Here is a 17954-nt window from a genome sequence, read left to right as displayed (position 1 = left end):
CACTTTACTATCCTTAAGCACTCCAATCACTATACTGACCTTCGGCTTGTTGCATAATCTCTTCTAAGATCTCATTAAGCTTCGATAAACTTACTTTTTTCCGTAATTCTTTCTTTACGGATAACCGTATCGCAGCTTTTGCATTTTCTTTTTTAACCCAATCTAATTGCAAATTAGATTTCACGGCCTTAACCACAGCATGTACAATATCTTGAATAGGACCTTCCTCCTTTATAATATCTTTTTTAGCCGCGAGAATATCATAAAAAGCCAATTCCTCATCACTTAACCCTAATTCTGCCGTACGCTTATCATCGTTTTGAAGGTCTTTGGCGCGTTCTACCATTTCTGCAATCGTGGCATAACTATCTAGGGCGTTATTATGGTAGCGGTCTATTACTTTTTCAAGTTCTTCTCTTAGAGACGTGTACTTTTTAATATTTTTATGAAGACGTAATTTAATTTCATCTTTAAGAATATTTTTAATCAATTCTATTTTTAAAGCGTGTCCATCCTTTTCATTTTTAGCACCTAGTAAAAAGGTGTCATCTAAAATGGAGATGTCTGGTTTTTCTATTCCAGCCATCGCAAATACATCTACAATATCTTCAGAATCGATACTCTGACTAATCAATTCTTTAATTTTTTCTTTTTGCTCGCCTCGACTCGATGTTACCGATTTTGCGTTACGCAAAGCTTTAGAAACATGTTGCGCAAACAACACATCTACTGCGTAATCCTGTATTTCGGTCTGACTTTTTACAATAGATAACAAACTAGACAAGGTTTTCTCAGCCTTCATATAATTGTTGGCGTCCTCATCGTATTTAATCACATGGTTTAAAGCTGCCTTTACTAAAAGTACCTTATCAGCATCACGCAAACGTTTCCAATCGGAATAATCAATAGATTCAGGAATAAAGGCTTTGCATAGCTCTACTTGATTGAAAAACAATTCTAAAGCTTGCTCCATATCAATAGTTGGTTTGCCTTCTCCTCCACTACCTGTATATTTACTAGTTGCTGTTTTTAAGTTATCGCCAATACCTATATAATCTACAATAACACCGTTTTTCTTATCTTTCAAAACACGGTTGGTTCTCGTAATGGCTTGCATTAAATTATGACCTTTCATAATTTTATCTACATACATGGTGTGCACACATGGTGCATCAAAACCTGTTAACCACATGTCTCTAACAATCACGATTTTTAAAGGATCATCTTCCTTTTTAAATCGTGCTTTTATACCTTCTGTAGCATCTTTTGTTCTAAAGTGTGGATTCCAACCTACGGGATCTTTAGAAATATTACCCGTCATTACTACGGCGACTTCAGGACAACCGTCTAAAGCGGTTAGTGCATTATACATTTTCACACAATTACGTCTACTCATGCAAACTACCATGGCTTTTCCTGCCAAAGTGTTGGTTCGGTTGGTGTAATGGCTTAGGATATCTTTTGCTATTTTATTAACACGATCTTCGCTTCCTGCGGCATCTTCAATAGCAGCCCATTTTAGATTGCTATTATCTTCTTCGCCTTCTGCCAAAGCATCAACTTCATCATCAATACTTTCATTCCATAAATGCAATTTTGCTAAACGGGGTTCGTAAAAAATATTTACAGTGGCATTATCGGCTACGGCTTGCTTTATATCGTAAGTATGGATTACAGAACCAAACACTTCTTGGGTGTCTGCATCTTTACTATCTACTGGTGTTCCTGTAAAACCTATAAAGGATGCATTAGGCAAGGCTTTCCGTAAATTAGAAGCAAAGCCATCTAATAAACCATATTGTGTGCGATGCGCTTCATCTGCCATAACGATGATGTTTTCGCGTTCCGACAAAATAGGATGCTCTAATTCCCCTAAAGCCTCATCTGTGGTTTGCTTTAATCTAAACTTTTCTATGGTGGTGAAAATAACGCCTCCTGCGCCTGCACTTAATAAGTTGCGCAAATCTTGTGTAGTATCGGCATGTTGCACATCGCCAACCAAATCTTTAGCTAATACAAAGTTGTCATACAGTTGCCGGTCTAAATCACTACGATCGACTTGAATGACGATGGTTGGATTTTTTAATTCTTGAAGACTGCGTAAAATACCGGTATAAATAGCCATAGAAATACTTTTACCAGACCCTTGCGTATGCCAAATAACACCAATACGACCATCACCAAACGGACGCACCGATGTTTTAGCGGCTTCTACTGCAAAGTTAACACCGAAAAACTGATGGTATTTGGCTCCTTTTTTAATAAGCGTTCCATTATGATCTTCATGAAAAATAAAGTTCTTTATATAATTAAGGATTCTGTCTTTAGGGAACAAACCAAATAACAAGGTGTGCATCTGGAAATCGTCTTCCTGTACCGTATCTCTACCGTTAATACTTTTCCAAGCAGCAAACCATTCCATACCCGAACTAAACATACCATGTTGCGCCTCGTTACCATCACTAATAATAGTTAAGGCATTATACTCAAACAACAACGGAATATCTTTAATGTAATGTTGTATTTGGTTGTGCGCTTCTTTTATGTTGGTGTTTTCGTCATACCAGTTTTTCAATTCAAATACAATTAATGGTAAACCATTAATGTATATGATGATGTCTGGACGCCGTTTGTTTTTTCCTGTAATACTAAACTGATTGACGGCCCAAAAGGTATTATTTTCTGGGTTTGTAAAATCTATGGGATAAATATGAACGGCCTTTTCCTTACCCGAAGCATCCTCATAAGCAAACTCAATCCCTTTGGTGAGTTTTAAATGAAAGGTACGGTTACGATGCTCTAAATCTGCACCCGCATTATTAGTAAACTCAGATACTGCTAAAGTTTGTATCTCTTTCGGAATATCAGGATACTGCTGTTCTATAAACTGAAGTAACCGATCTTTTAAAACCACTTCCGTCGTATGGTTTTGTGGTAAAGTAGTACCTAATTGGTGTTTGTAACCTAAATCGGTTAACCAATCTATAGTCGCTTGTTCTATGGTGGCTTCTTTGGTCATATTTTATGGTATTCCGTCATTGCGAGGACGCAGGACGTGGCAATCTGTCTATTATTTACCGTCATTGCGAGGACGCAGGACGCGGCAATCCGTCTATTATTAGTCATTGCGAGCGCAGTGCGGCAATCTGCTTATTATCTTCCGTCATTGCGAGGACGCAGGACGCGGCAATCTGTCTATTATTAGTCATTGCGAGCGCAGCGCGGCAATCTGCTTCTTATTCCTTTATCATTGGCTGAAAGTACTCTCCCCCAAGAGTTTCCCCAACACCTCCTTGTGGTTGCCATCCATTTTGTATGGCTTCATTTACACTAGCGGCTAACATATCTATATGACGTACTTTGATTATTTTGTATTCCATAATATTTTTCGTTTTAAATTATTGTTTCTACTTGTGCTCTAAATTCTTTTAAGCGCACCTCTCCACTTATTAGTTTTGGTAATAGAGTGTCGCGAAGCTTTGTTAGCGTTTGGTTTTCTTGAGAATTAATAAGTATTTGTTCATCAAATTCGTTTAATTGGCATTCAAAGTTATTTAAGTTTACCTCTCCTGGATACAATATTTCTATAGCTTCAAATGTAGATTTATTAATTATCGGCATAGTCGTTCCATCTCCTGCTAACCTCTTTAAAAGTGAATAATTATAAACAAAGAAGCAATACATGTAATGATAGTTATTACATTTTAGTGAATTGATTTGTTGATTTGTTAAGCAAGAAGCTTTTGAAATTGCAACTTTTCCCATATCAGAACCAATGCAAGTGACTATTATTGAATTTACAGGAATAATATTTCTTTGATGCTTCTCAATTCCCAACTTAGAAATAGAACGATTCGCGTCTAATATATGCTTTCCATAATTTTTAAAATCTGTTGGCGTTACAAATGGCATTTCATTTCCAAAATGCTCCGGAAACTTCTTAGAAGGTGTTTTACCTGTAATAGTATCTCCAAAATCTTTAACACTTTTCACCTCCCAACCTTTAGGAATTAATCCCAATTCACTATCTACAAACTCGCCATCTTGAAAAGGACCAAAATCTACAAACCAATGTTTGTACAATGCCATAGCCATGTCTTCTAAGGTTTTGTTTGTGGCTAGATTGTTTTCTATTTTATCGTCTATGACTGATAGGATGTTTGCTATTTGGATTTGTTCTTTTAACCTAGGTGCCTTAATTTCAATTTCTTCAAATCTTCCCTTATTAATTATAGGCATAGTTGTGCCATCACCTGCTAACATTTTTAAATAATCATAAATACTATTTAAATAATAATAGATATAATCAACATCAAAAAACTCTTTATCTATTTTAATCGAATTTATTTGCTGGTTAGTTACACAAGGAATTTTATTAATAGCCACCTTTCCCATATCTGAACCAATACAAGTAACAATTACTGAATTATTAGGCAATAATTTATTTTTAAGTCGATTTACCCCAGTCTGCGATAAATATCTTTTTGCGTTTGAGATTGATTTGTGATAATCTCCAAAATCTGTTGGCGTTACAAATGCAAACTCATCACCAAAATCCTCAGGATGTTTTGAAGAAGGTGTTTTTCCTGTAACTACATCTCCAATTTCGGCTAGTTTATATGTTTTCCAGTTATTGGGCATTAAATTTTATAATTTTCTAGTTTTTTTTATTCCTTTATTATCAATATCTGTTGGTTTTCTTTTTAAAGTTTTACCACGAGTTTGTTTCTTGGTACTTTTGTTTAAGGTGTTTTTTATAGTACTTATCCATTCTAATTCATCGTTATGACATAAATCATTATATATCAAAGCTAAACGTGTTTTCAATGGTTCTATAACACCACTTAATTGCGTCATTAACGCTACTTTTTCAGCACCTTTCTTATCCGTTTCAACAAAAGAATAATCTCCTCCAAACTTGCTTAAAGTAAAATCCTTTTGGTGCTTAAAATCAGCTAACACCGACTTTAAACCCTCTTCTGAATCTGCTAATTTGTTTAAGGCTTCCCACATGATTTTGGGATTCATTACATCCTCAATTCTTATTTCTTCTCCATGTGTATTCTCGATGTAATCTATTAATTCCACATTTCCGTTTTTAAAAAGATATCTTTTAAAATAAATAATTTCAGATTCAGTGATTATTGAAGATTTATATTCTCTATCATTATCAGACAAAAAGATAATTTTGTTTTTAGTGTAATTTTTTTCGCTTTTATTCTTTAATGGAATTGACAAAAAATCAACTAAACTAATTAGCCTGTCTATTCCTCCAATTGATAAAAATTTGACTTTTTCGAGATCAAAATAAGATTGTAAATAAATTTTATCAGAATGTCCTTCAACAATAATCCAGTCCTTATTTCCATTTCTTAAGGAAGCTAAAATGGAAGATGCAAGATCATAAATACTCTTAAAGAATATATCTTCAACACGATGCGCTTCATGACTATCAAATAAATTAGAAGAAGCAAAATTTGTTATTTGGGGTATCTGCTTTTCATCCTCTAATGTATGAGATATTGTCGCATTGTCTACAATCGGTAATGCTCCATACCAATGTGTAGTCGCAAATGTTTGGATATTGCTGTTTGCTATTTTTTCTATTTTTTCGAATTGATCAAAACAATTTGTAACATCTAAAGATGATTCAGGTTCATCAATCCCTAATATGATATTACTTTCTGTATCAGAATTATTAACGAGTAAAGAATAAATAATATCTATTAGGGCTTTCTTTCTTTGACCAGAACTCATTGCCGAAATTTTAGTATCATTTTTGCGTAATGTTCTATTTCTAAAATATTCTTCAATTACTTTACCTCTTAAATCCTTTGATGTAACTTTTTTCTTTACGTTTGGATCTGTTTTAAAAGAATAATTATTATCTATTTTTTGAACTCTATTTTCTACTTTAGTTACAAAATCTTCTAAATTCTCATTTATAATTGTAATAATTTTCTTTTCACTACCATCAAAGGTTACTTTTTCATCAAAAATATCATCAATTTTCTTTTTAACATCTTGACCTATTAAGTGTTGTAAACTGCTGTTTTCTAATCTTAAATAATCATTTAAATCTGTTTCTACTGGGATAAATATATAATTGTATGAATTTCTAATTGCAGTAGATAGCTTATTTATCTTTTTCTTGTCAAATGTAATTTCTAATACATTCAATAATTCTTCAAATGGTCCAAATTTTATTGTTGAATCAACATCTATTCCGTCGACTAAAAAATAATGTGTTTCCCTTTTTATTGAAGGATTAATTCTATTTTTTAAATTTTCAAATGCAGCTTGTGGTTTACTATTATTTGGCGCCTTTAAATTCCATAAGAAATCACTAATTATATTTAGCATTTCTTCAAGCTCTCTTTTTGTACCATTAAAGTTTGAATGTAATTTATCTATAAAGGTTTTTTCTATAATAAAAACAGGTGCAATGTATGCGTCTAATCGATTTGCATCATGAGATAATTGAAAGCTGTTTTTATTAAAGTAAACATCAAGTATTTCTAGTATTGAAGTTTTTCCAGATCCATTTTTACCAATAATTAAATTAAGATTAGCATTTTTATAATTTGTTGTAAACGGTATGTAATGCAAATTCTTATAGCATTTATAATGTCTTAAAAAAACTCCAAATATCATATATTAAAATTTTTCAAAATTCGTTAAAATCTGTTGCTGCAACGCATTCCCTTTTTTAAACTGCATTTGCAATTGCGCTTTTAAAGTTTCCATTTTATCCTCAAAAGGAATACCATCATCTTCAACTGCTTCTGTACCTACATAAATACCTGGCGTTAATTTGTAATCTTGTTTTTGTACTTCTTCTAGAGTTGCGCTGTAGCAGAAGCCGTCTGTGTTTTCATAAGAGACAGATGGCGTCGCGTTGCTCGCAATGACAGTGTCATTAATGTTTCTCCAAGCGTGGTAGGTATCCGTGACTTTTTGGATATCCTGGTCAGTAAACACACGTAGCTTTCTACTTTCCATAGTCCCCATTTTAGAAGTATCTATAAAAAGTATTTCGTTAGTACGTTCGCGATGAATGCCATCTTTACCATCTCTATTTTTACTGAGTATAAAAATACAGGCAGGAATCCCTGTAGTTAGAAACAATTTGTCTGGTAAACGTACAATACAATCTACCATACTATTGTCTACCATGTGTTGACGCACGTTTTTTTCACCTTTATTGTTAGAGGTCATGGCGCCATTTGCCATTACCACACTTGCTGTGCCTTTATCGCTAAGGTGACTCCAAAAGGTTTGCATCCACATATAATTGGCGCTACCATCGGTGGTAAACTCATCTTTAGGCCCAAAGAGTCGAGGGTCATTTTCAGGTAAATCTTCTGGATGCCATTGACTCACATTAAACGGTGGATTGACGATAATGAAATCGGCTTTTAAATCTGGAAACTTATCTTGTAGTAAAGAATCGCCTAAACGGACATCAAAAGACAAGTCACGCAAAGCGAGGTTCATTTTGCATAAACGCAATGTACCATCGTAACGTTCTTGTCCGTAAATGGAAATGTTCTTTTTATCTCCGTTGTGCGCTTGTAAAAACTTTAAGGATTGCACAAACATACCACCAGAACCACAAGCAGCATCAAAAATTTTACCTTCATAAGGTTCTATCATTTCCACCAATAAACGTACTATACTTCCTGGTGTAAAGAATTGTCCTGCACCAGAACCTTCTGCTATAGCAAACTTACCAATGTAATACTCATACACACGACCTAGAATATCGCTATCTGGGTTTTCTTTTTCAGATAATTTAGGATTGGCTAAGAGGTTAATTAAGCCAGCGACTTGTTTAGCTGTTAATTGACTTTTAACAAAGATGCGAGGCAATATCCCTTTTAGGTCGGGTCTATAGGTAGCTAAGGTGTCGTCTAAAATATCAAACGCATTATCTACCAATACTTTTATATTATCTTGTTCCGCACTATCCTGTAGAAATTGCCATGTGGCTTTTTCTGGAATGATATAGGTGTTTTTAGACAGGTACTCGTCCGGATCTTCAAGGACATAATTTTGTTCTTCGCTATCCTCCGTATAATAATCCGATTTAGGATCTTGCAATAACGATTTTAATCCATCGCGTCGCAACTCATACCGTTCAGAGACATGCTTTAAGAATATGAGAGGTAAAATGTAATCTTTATATTGGTTTTCGGCTACTGCACCTCGGAGTTCATTGGCAGCTTTCCAGAGTTCTTGCTCAAAATTGATATCGGCCTTAGTTAGTTTTTGGGTCATAAATATGCATTACTAATTCTGCGTTAGATAAACGCAAAACGATCTGTCAGTTAATATTAAATTGTAGGGAACACTAAAGGTATAAAAAGCTTCCATTTTTCAAAGTGAAAAGTAAGATACTTTTTGATGCTGTGTTTACGGTATCCCGTAAAATAAACGATATATAAACTTCTACTAGGCTATTTAGTTTTAACATTAAATACCAAAATTGCTTTTATAATTTAATACAATAAAAAAAGCCCACTATTTAAGGGCTTTTTTTATCAAGTATTAAGGGGTAATTCATTTAAAAAAATCAATGCCCTATTTATTTTTCATTCTGTTTTAATAAGTAGAAAGAATAACCAAATTGAAATTGAGAGAAATTATTATCCCAATCTTCCATTTCAGTCATTAAATTATATCTTATAAATAACTTCCCTGTAGTAGATGTATTAACAAAAAACTGAAATTGAGTTTGGTTAAACCATTGATTGGGTCTAACCAAACTATTATTATTTAGAGACATAACATTAAAACCATCATCATTATAAATTTGAAAATATTGAGCTTTAATACTAGCTAAAAAACCATAACGTTTTTCCGGAATAAATTGAAAACCTAATTTTGCTGTTGTAGTAATACTATTAAAAAACTCTTGGGTGTTCTCGTCTATTTGCAATCCACTTCTACCATAACGCAAACCTATATCAAAATTTGTGTTTATTTTTTTATTTTGATTTTCTAAATACAGAATATTAAGATCTGCACCTATAGAAAAAGATTCGTGTTGCATAATTTTAAGTGGCGAAAAATACCATTCCCCATTAAGGGTATCTGCATTTAAAAACTTATTATTTTCTTCAAGCTTAGATATTTTAGCACTAACATCTAAATATTCAAAAAAACCATAGCCTTCTGCAAATAACGCAGGTAAAAATGGTGATAATAAATAACTTCCAATTTTAGAGACTTCTCCACGGTTGGTATTAATATAAAACTTTTTAGCCACTTCCGTTTGAAGAATACCATTTGGGTTTTCAGCATCAAAGACACCTAAAAAATCCGAATATACAATCGCTTCAAAAAGTTTAGTAGATTCTTCTTTGTAGAGTACTGTTTTATCGTCTAAACTAGTTAATACTAATTTTGTTGGTTCTGGACTTATATCATTCGCATTAATATCTATTTCTCTATCATAATCTATAACATCTGCAAAATTTATAGATAACATAGAACCCTCAGAATCCCTTACTAACGTATCACCTGCTTCTTCTTTATAGCTATAAAAACTTTGAATATTATTTTTTACAAACTTTCTGATACCACTTGTAGAAGAAATCCCAATTGAGTAAAGATTTGTAAATCTTACTTTCGCAGATTTTATTTCTGCCTCTAATTCTATTTTTTCTATAAACCCATTGTAAAATGTAAGTTCTAATTTAGCACTATTAATTTTACATAACTCTACCAAACCATCGCCTTCTTCTTCTAATGCTTTTCTCTTTTTATCTTTTTCTTTTTTAGCTTCATCTGTAGCATCATCAGCTAGTTTTAAGTCTTCTATTTCTCTATTATATTGTGGAGTATACTTGTATTTTATCTTTACAGGTATATTTTTTTTTAAAGTAATATTTGCTACAACTGGTCTTTCATTTTCTGTACGCTCAAAAGCTATAAGTTCTACAAAAAGTAATGAAATTTCTAAATCTTTAAATTGAGTAGAACTATCCACAGTAATTAATTCACTTTTCTCAACCAAATCTTTATAAGCTTGTTTAAAACTTGTAGAAAAAACTTCAATGGATAAAGGATATATTTTAAAAGATTCTTTTTTTTGTGTATCATCAGCATTATCCGGATCATCTGAAATAAGATCTATAATAAGATAATCAGTAGCCTCATCCTTTTCTGCTCTAACATAATAGTTTTTTGTTAGCTGATGAGTTGTCCCTGATCCATCTATAAAAATTTTTTGATTAACAACAATGTCTTTATTAATAGATTTAGAAAAGGTCTGAGAATGTAGACCTAATGAAAAGATCAGAAGAGTAAAAATTAGTAATGTAGTTTTCATAATACAGTTGGTTTTAAGTTAATATTTAAAATTAATTAGATGCATTAGCACAAACAATACCCAATAAAAGGGATATTACACAACAGCCACAGCTTAAAAAAACCAAACAAAAAGGCCTTTTAAAAGCTACAGCAATACTCATATTAATTTAGGGGGATTAACAACACATCTACAGAAATAACCACAGGTAAATAACTATAGAGCAACACAACATGTTATTGTTAGGTGTACGGTTAAGGAAGCCGTATCTCAGGGATGAAATAAAACTAATAAAAACACATAAACCACTAACAATAAACAAGATAAAATACAAAATTACTCTTTATAATGCGTTTTTCAGAGACAGAGGTTTTATAATAAAACAAAAAAAATCTCGCAAAGGATCAACCAATGCGAGACTTCTCAATAAAAAGGCAACAAAATAAAAATCAGATACCAAGCACTACCCAGCCGCGGCAATTTTCATACAATGGCCTTGGGCTAGCTCATAAAAAGCGCCATTAACCTCTTGGTAAAATACAATAGCTGTACTGGCAAACAAAGCCGTAGTTACAGGTATAGGCGCATTAGCAGTTAAATCTACAGTCAAATTGGTAGCTGCACCAACCATCCCTGTTAAAGGGATAGCAGCACTATAACTCACCTCTCCAATACCATTTGGGGTATCTTCTACAGGCTCGTAAGACTTCAATACTGCTTCCCACTCGTAATTGCTAGTGTAACCTGCACACAAAGCCAACTTGCAATGCGTCGCGCCCTCTGGCGCATTAATATATGTATCAGTACTAAAGTCGGGTACAGACCAAGTCACCGTATCACGGCTAGCAGCAATAACAGGCCCTGTAGATGGGGCATTAAAATGACGATCAAAAGGTTTACTTTCATTAAAATTTAAACCTACTAAAGAGGCGGCGTTATCAACCAAATTAATGTCTCGCTCTCCTCTTAACCCTACGCCATTTGGCAAAATACCGCGTAGCTTTCCTGTAATTCTAGCACTCAAATAAGTATCTCCTACAAGCCGAGCTATTGATGCAAAACTATCTCTAAAAGCTTTACTACAACGCGCTGCGCCTCCAAACTCTTGCATGTTCTCTCGGGTACGTTTATAAGCGGGGTCATTAAGTATGCGGTTCCTACTAACGCCACTTTTCGTTTTCACAAAGTTCTTACCGTTCTTTCTAAAAAAGGTCAAACCATCTAAGGTTCCTTCTAGTCTAATAAATGAATTGTTCTTGGCCATAATTAAAAGGTTTAAGACAACTATAACCTATGGCATAAAAAGATTATAGCATATCGGATTGAATTCCCAAAACGATTTTGGGATATAAAGTAAATAGGGACGAAATACCAATCTAGAATTGGTTAAATCTAGCCGACTATAAATCCGGATCTTATAGCGCGCAAACGATCACTTTTCCAAACGACTAGAAATCAAACATATAAAAAATATTTTAATTCGCAAACAATTCATTTATAGCCTTTTACAATAAAACACACCTTTTTAAGATAATGTTCTAAAATTGAAACAAAAAAACAGCCCCTAAATTGAAGAATTAGCACCACACCCCGAAATCCCATTAAGAATTCAATAAAAATGAAGACCACCCAATTTACCAATAACACAAAAAAGCGATTTACCAACACCTTAATCAAGAACAACATCGAATATGCGTCGGTTGTACCTCGGGTAAACCGAGGGGCAGACCAATAGCTTCTTAACAAATCGTACAACCACAAAAAACAACACGATCAAGCCACCATGAAGCCACTATAAAGCCACTATGAAGTAAGATTAAGGAGGAAATATATTAGGTATTCTTACTGTTTTATAATGCATTTAAAGAACACATTTTTGTTAGAATCTGCCCCACCCTGATGATAAATTAGAAATAGTGTGGCATCGGTAGCGCATTCATAAACGCCCAAGGACTTCCATAAGCCATAGAGAAATAAAACCAGGCCCCTATCAACAATATCAAACGGAGTTTCAACACGCGTTCAACCTGCAACAGTTACTAATAATGTTTAGGTAGTAGCCAGAAAAGTGGCTATTCTTTATAGCGCAAATTGTTAACGTTTTAAAATAAATAGAAAAAGCCTGAACATAATTAAATGTTCAGGCTTTTTCTTAATTTAAATTTACTTTAGCGTTTCAATGTAAAATGAGCTTTAAATACTTTACGTTCGCCTGTACTTGGCTCATCGTATTCTACTGTAAACCAATATCCATCTGTTGGCATCAGTTTACCGTTATACGTGCCGTCCCAGCCATCACCATCTGGACTTAACTGTTTTAGCAGCTTACCGTATCTATCATAAATATAGATCTCAGCACTATCACCAATACCTTCAATGTTCCAAGTTTCATGAGCTCCATCTCCATTTGGGGTGAAATACAATGGATAATCTAGTACAAACTTAGATGATGATCTCAATCCACATCCGTTTCTATCTCTTGCAGTGATCTCATGATCTCCTGATGATACGTTGCTAAAGATCCCTGAGTCTTGCCATGGACCGCCATCTAAACTGAACTCATAGACTCCGATTCCTACTGCTGTCGCCTTTAAAACGTGATTATCGGCAAAAGCTTGTGTTAAGAGTTCTATGGTTACACTTGGCGGCTCACTTTCTATAACTTCTGTACGATCACTGATAACGCAATTAGTCTCACTTGATGTACTGATATCAGTAACAGCAACGCTATAGGTTCCTTCTTCTAATGGAACTATACTCGGTCCTGTTTCGCCTGCCATTTCTACAGCATTAAAATACCATACAAAACTGTAATCTGCAGCTGATAAATAAGTATCTATAACTAAAGGCCCTAATACTTCTGTAGCGTTAGTATTGATACAAAGAATATAACGATCGTCTAAATCTAAATCTGGTAATGGATTAACTTCCAAGGTTAATTCGGCTACAGCATAACAGATAGAAGTGTCGTTACCCGTTACCGCATCTGGGGTGTCATTATCGACTCTTGCATAAATCACTTGTGGATTTACCGTGTTTTCATACAAGGTTGGTAATGGATTCTCTTTTAAATCCGCATCTTCTTGAGTCCCATAATAGGTTACAATATAATTTAAAGGATCCTGAAGGTCTAAAATATCTTCATCCATCGTGGTTAAATCGAATTGAGCACTACCATTGGTATAATCTACATCAATATCATCATCACATATCTCATATAATATTGGATTTATATCCGGGTTGGCTTGTGCCGCCTCATCTACTTCAATATAAAAACGTTGTGTACTGATTGAACAACCTGTTTCATTGTTTGTGATTCTAACAAAGATTTCTTGTGGGTTACTTGTGTTACTAAAAGGACTTAATAATCCATTTTCTCCTGCTTCTGCATCAGCTAAACTTTCGTGATAACTCACGCTGAATTCTGTAGCATCTTGAACGCCTAAGACTTCTTCATCTTTTGTGGCTAAATCAAAACTATCTATTCCGTCAGTAAACAATTCACATTGTACAATATCTGTAACAGGAACGACTGTTGGTAAAGGATGCACTACAATAGTAAAGTCTACTAATGAATAACAACCTGTACTGTTTCTTGTTATTCTTACATAGATCTCTTGTTCTGGCGTATCTATATTAGTGTACTGTGTTGGATCGGGTATTTCATTAGAGTCAGTATTCGCATCTTGCTGAGTTTCATAATAACTTGCCGTTACACCTGCTTCTCCGTTTAGAATTAAAACTTCATTTTCTGTTAGATCAAAAACCGCTACACCATCTCCTGTATTTACATCATCACATAACTCGATGTTTGGAATATCTTCACTTGGTGTTGGCGTTGGATTTGGTAATACACGGATGGTCAATGTTACATAATCTACACAACCTGTATTTGTATCCGTAACTACCGCATAAAGCGTTTGTGGGTTCGCATTTAATCCATCTACAGAGGTATTAGTATATTGTGTTGGGTCTTCAATAACATTGATTTGAGACTGTGCATCAGCATTAGTTTCATAATACGCTACTGACAAACTTCCATTACCTCCTGTAATTTCATCATCTTTAACGGTTAAATCAAAAACTGTAAACTCATCTCCTGGTGTTTCTCCTAAGTCATCACATAAACTTAATTGTGTCGGCTGGATTGCAACAGGTAAAGGATTAACGATTAATTCTAAACTTGTTATTTTATAACACCCTCCTGCACTTGTATGATATTCCACTCTTATCCATATAATTTGATTAAAAGGAACACTATTAGTATAAGCTGAAGGATTAGCAATTACATCAGTCCCTGACTCTGCATCAGATTCACTGGTATAATAACTAAGAAGGTATTGCGTCTCATCTTGACCGTTTAATACTTCTGACGTTTTACTTGTAAGATCAAAACTAATAGATCCATCTGCTGATGATATGTCATCACAAAATTCTAGTGCGCTTGGTACTGTTAATTGTGGGGTTTCTTCTACTATCAATTCTACGACAACAATCGTAGCACAGGCTGTAGTTATTGTTGAGCTTTCAATACGTGCGTATAAGGTTTGAGCATCTTGAACAATATTTTCATAATCAAAAGAGGTATCTATCGCATTTACTCCAGTATCTGCATTGATTTGTGTTTCATGATAAGTAACATCTAATCCTGAAGCACCTCCAGTAATTTCAGCGTCTAAATCACTAAGCATAAATATCCCATATCCATCGTTATCTGGATCACAATAAATAAGAGGTTGGGGTGTATAAGCTACAGGGGCTTGTTGCACAACTAATTCTAACCGCGTTGTCGCATAACATCCTGTAGTGTTATCTTCTACGCGTGCGAAAATAAATTGCCCATTACTTGTATTTGTATACAGCGTTGGTAATGGATTAGTACCTAATTCTGCTTCTGTTATTGACGCATAGTAAGTAATTGTATAATCTGGATTGTCTCCTGTGATTTCTGAATTCTTCAAACTTAAATCCATTTCAGTAAGACCATCCGGTGTACCATCGTCACAAACTTCTAAGGCTGATGGATCAGTGATCACAGGTAATGAATTAACTATTAAATTAAAAGATGTCGTTGCATAACAACTTGGATATAATGGATCTTCTACTCGAACATAAATCGTTTGTGTATTTGGTGAACTTGTATTTTCATAACTCGTTGGTAAGACTCCAACATTATTTTCTGCATCATCTTGACTAGCATGAAAACTAACATCAAAAACAGAAGCATCTTGTGCTCCTAAGATTGCTGCTTCTTGATGACTTAAGTTAAACGTCGCAATCCCATCTCCACTAACATCATCACACATGTCTAAATCTATTGGAGCTGTGGCCAATGCTCTGGTATGAACAACCAAATTAAATAATGGTGTTGCTGACGAATTATAACATCCTGAATCTCCAATACGCGCTACTCTTACATAAATAGGTTGTGAATTTACAGTATTAGTATATGTTAGCGGTAAAGCGTTGCTTCCTAAATCAGCATCTTCTGCTGTTAAATAATAAGTGACTTCAAAATTTGCCGCAGCTTGTGATCCTAAAATTGTAGCTGTTTGATCGCCTAATTCAAAAGTTGCTAATCCATCATTTAATTCATCATCGCAGGTCTCTAAATCTGATACAGCGTTGATATCTGGAGCCAAAACTACAAACAACTCAAATGAGGTCGTTACGACACAGGTTTGAGATACATCTGCTAATCGCACCCACAGAGTTTGCGGATTAGACACGTTAGTGTAAAGGTCTGGTAACGGATTTAAATTAGCAATTGCATCGTCTTCGGTAAGATGGTAGGTAACGGTGTATGCTTCAGAACTTTGTTCGCCTAATACATGATCATTATTGTCAGACAAATTAAATTCTTCAGTACCGGTACTACTACATATAACCAAATCTGGAGCTAGATTTACTACTGGATTCTCTATAAACTCAACTAAAATAGAATCTGAAAATTGACATATGGCCCCAAACGCTACATCTACCGAGTATAGACCCGTTTCTGTCACTGTAAGCATAGAACTTGTTTCCCCTTCAATCTCTATTCTATTATTTGGTACTGAAGGATCTGCAGCGTAATACCAAACATGATCTGCGAAAGGTGCTGAGGTATCTAATATAATTTCTGCTCCTCCACATTGTGCACTACCTGCTTCAATAGTAATATCATCACCTAAATCACCTCCTAAATCAAAGCTTCCTGCTTTTAGAAATACTCCTGAATCATAATTATTATCTCTATCATCAGCAATGACTAATTTTATAGTATAATTTTCTCCAGGGACAACAGCAGATTGTGCTGTAAATACTGCGGTTCTACCATCAAATGCTATTGGTGGTTGATTGTAGGGTATATATTCCCCAAAATAGTCCTCATTTGCCCCTCCACAACTTTCTCCATTATCAGGGTGAATATTAGTCACCAATACAGGTAAGTTGGTCTCTGGAATTACGGCTAAATTAGAAACATTACCATCGGAATCTGTTAATAAAAAAGCGAAAGCATCTGAATAGATACACTCAAAAGAGCCCATATCATACTCTTCTGAAGCCATTAAAAACTCAAAATTTATAGTATCTGCTAAAGGAATAAAATTGAATTGGATAAATGTAGCATTATGAGAATTGACACCCAAAGCTGCATCTAATTCATCGTCTCCACCCCAAACATTAGAACCATTACTTAAACTAAGATTATTAGGCCCTCTTGCATCACTGGCCTCGCCTGAACTTAAAAGAATCCCATCACTAAAAGGAAAACTTAATCCATCTCCAAAAAAGTAGCCAATACCATTAGGCTGAGAGCTAGTAATACTCGAGCCTGTAGACCAAGTGACATCAGACACAGAGGCACAAGGACTATTAATTAGCACGTCAGCAATTAACTCTTCTGGAGTAAATATAGTTTGATCTATTATGACATTAGGCCCCATGACAAAAACAGGAATTGTTGTAACTTCAGAACACCCTAATGGATTACTATCGGCAACTGTTAATGTTACGATAAAAGTACCATCAGTTGAAAATGTATTTGAAACTTCTGTTCCTGTTGCTGTATTTCCATCTCCAAAATCCCAGTCATAAGTGGCGCCTGAGTCATCCAAAGGAAATATTGCGCTTCCTAAAAAATTAACCGTTTCCCCTGGTAATATACCAATTACACCAGATTCATTTGGTGCAGGTGTTGTATTATTAATTAACGGCGTAATTTCCTGACAAGGTGTAATACACAATAGTTCTGCCTTCCATCCATTTATAGTTCCTGTTTCATTACTTGTAAACGCAAAAGTTAAACAGCCTGAAATATTACTTTCTGATGCCGAAACAAAACCAGGTGAAGAAACCCCCGTATATACTCCAATAATATCAGCCGATACATCATCACCATCATAAATGGTTAAAAAATCTACATTAAGTTGTGTTAAAAATTCGACGAAATTAACGTTAAGACGATCACCACTATTTTCTGGACATATCGTAGTGACATAACTTTCATTATCTGAATAAGAATCTAATGCTCCACCTGAATCATAAAAGAAATCTGGAGCACAGCGATTAAAGGTGCCATCTTGCATTAAAAGATCTTGCGAGAATCCTACTTTAATAACTAAAAACATAAATATGCATATAATTTTTTTCACTC

At 34.5% G+C, this 17954-nt stretch carries 8 protein-coding genes; all 8 read right to left on the bottom strand.

Annotated features, from left to right (window positions below):
* Positions 1-13: 13 nt before the first annotated feature.
* Positions 14-3019, bottom strand: coding sequence for a type I restriction endonuclease subunit R (locus H0I32_RS13940; RefSeq protein WP_179314397.1), 3006 nt, complete (start codon positions 3017-3019; stop codon positions 14-16).
* Positions 3020-3236: 217 nt separating this feature from the next.
* The gene (locus tag H0I32_RS13935; RefSeq protein ID WP_179314398.1) at positions 3237-3380 is read right to left on the bottom strand and encodes a DUF1737 domain-containing protein; all 144 of its coding nucleotides are present in this window, start codon (positions 3378-3380) and stop codon (positions 3237-3239) included.
* Between the two features lie 13 nt (positions 3381-3393).
* Entirely contained in the window at positions 3394-4641 is a 1248-nt protein-coding gene (locus H0I32_RS13930) for a restriction endonuclease subunit S (RefSeq protein ID WP_179314399.1), read from the bottom strand.
* A gap of 6 nt (positions 4642-4647) precedes the next feature.
* Entirely contained in the window at positions 4648-6654 is a 2007-nt protein-coding gene (locus H0I32_RS13925) for an ATP-dependent nuclease (RefSeq protein ID WP_179314400.1), read from the bottom strand.
* 3 nt (positions 6655-6657) lie between these two features.
* A complete protein-coding gene (locus H0I32_RS13920; RefSeq protein WP_179314401.1) occupies positions 6658-8280 on the bottom strand; it encodes a type I restriction-modification system subunit M in 1623 nt (540 codons plus the stop codon).
* 307 nt (positions 8281-8587) lie between these two features.
* Positions 8588-10336: a hypothetical protein gene (locus H0I32_RS13915; RefSeq protein ID WP_179314402.1), complete on the bottom strand. Its 1749-nt coding sequence runs from the start codon at positions 10334-10336 to the stop codon at positions 8588-8590.
* 442 nt (positions 10337-10778) lie between these two features.
* Entirely contained in the window at positions 10779-11579 is an 801-nt protein-coding gene (locus H0I32_RS13910) for a hypothetical protein (protein WP_179314403.1), read from the bottom strand.
* Between the two features lie 904 nt (positions 11580-12483).
* A complete protein-coding gene (locus H0I32_RS13905; RefSeq protein WP_256928771.1) occupies positions 12484-17952 on the bottom strand; it encodes a choice-of-anchor L domain-containing protein in 5469 nt (1822 codons plus the stop codon).
* Between the last annotated feature and the right edge of the window lie 2 nt (positions 17953-17954).

This window comes from Winogradskyella sp. HaHa_3_26, from assembly GCF_019278425.1.
Taxonomy (GTDB): domain Bacteria; phylum Bacteroidota; class Bacteroidia; order Flavobacteriales; family Flavobacteriaceae; genus Winogradskyella; species Winogradskyella undariae.
Note: the sequence above shows the minus strand (reverse complement) of the source record. Positions and strands in the feature narration are given on the sequence as shown.

Coding starts and splice junctions, on each gene's coding strand:
- H0I32_RS13915 (WP_179314402.1), bottom strand. CDS start 10,336: ATGAAAACTACATTACTAATTTTTACTCTTCTGATCTTTTCATTAGGT.
- H0I32_RS13940 (WP_179314397.1), bottom strand. CDS start 3,019: ATGACCAAAGAAGCCACCATAGAACAAGCGACTATAGATTGGTTAACC.
- H0I32_RS13920 (WP_179314401.1), bottom strand. CDS start 8,280: ATGACCCAAAAACTAACTAAGGCCGATATCAATTTTGAGCAAGAACTC.
- H0I32_RS13925 (WP_179314400.1), bottom strand. CDS start 6,654: ATGATATTTGGAGTTTTTTTAAGACATTATAAATGCTATAAGAATTTG.
- H0I32_RS13910 (WP_179314403.1), bottom strand. CDS start 11,579: ATGGCCAAGAACAATTCATTTATTAGACTAGAAGGAACCTTAGATGGT.
- H0I32_RS13930 (WP_179314399.1), bottom strand. CDS start 4,641: ATGCCCAATAACTGGAAAACATATAAACTAGCCGAAATTGGAGATGTA.
- H0I32_RS13935 (WP_179314398.1), bottom strand. CDS start 3,380: ATGGAATACAAAATAATCAAAGTACGTCATATAGATATGTTAGCCGCT.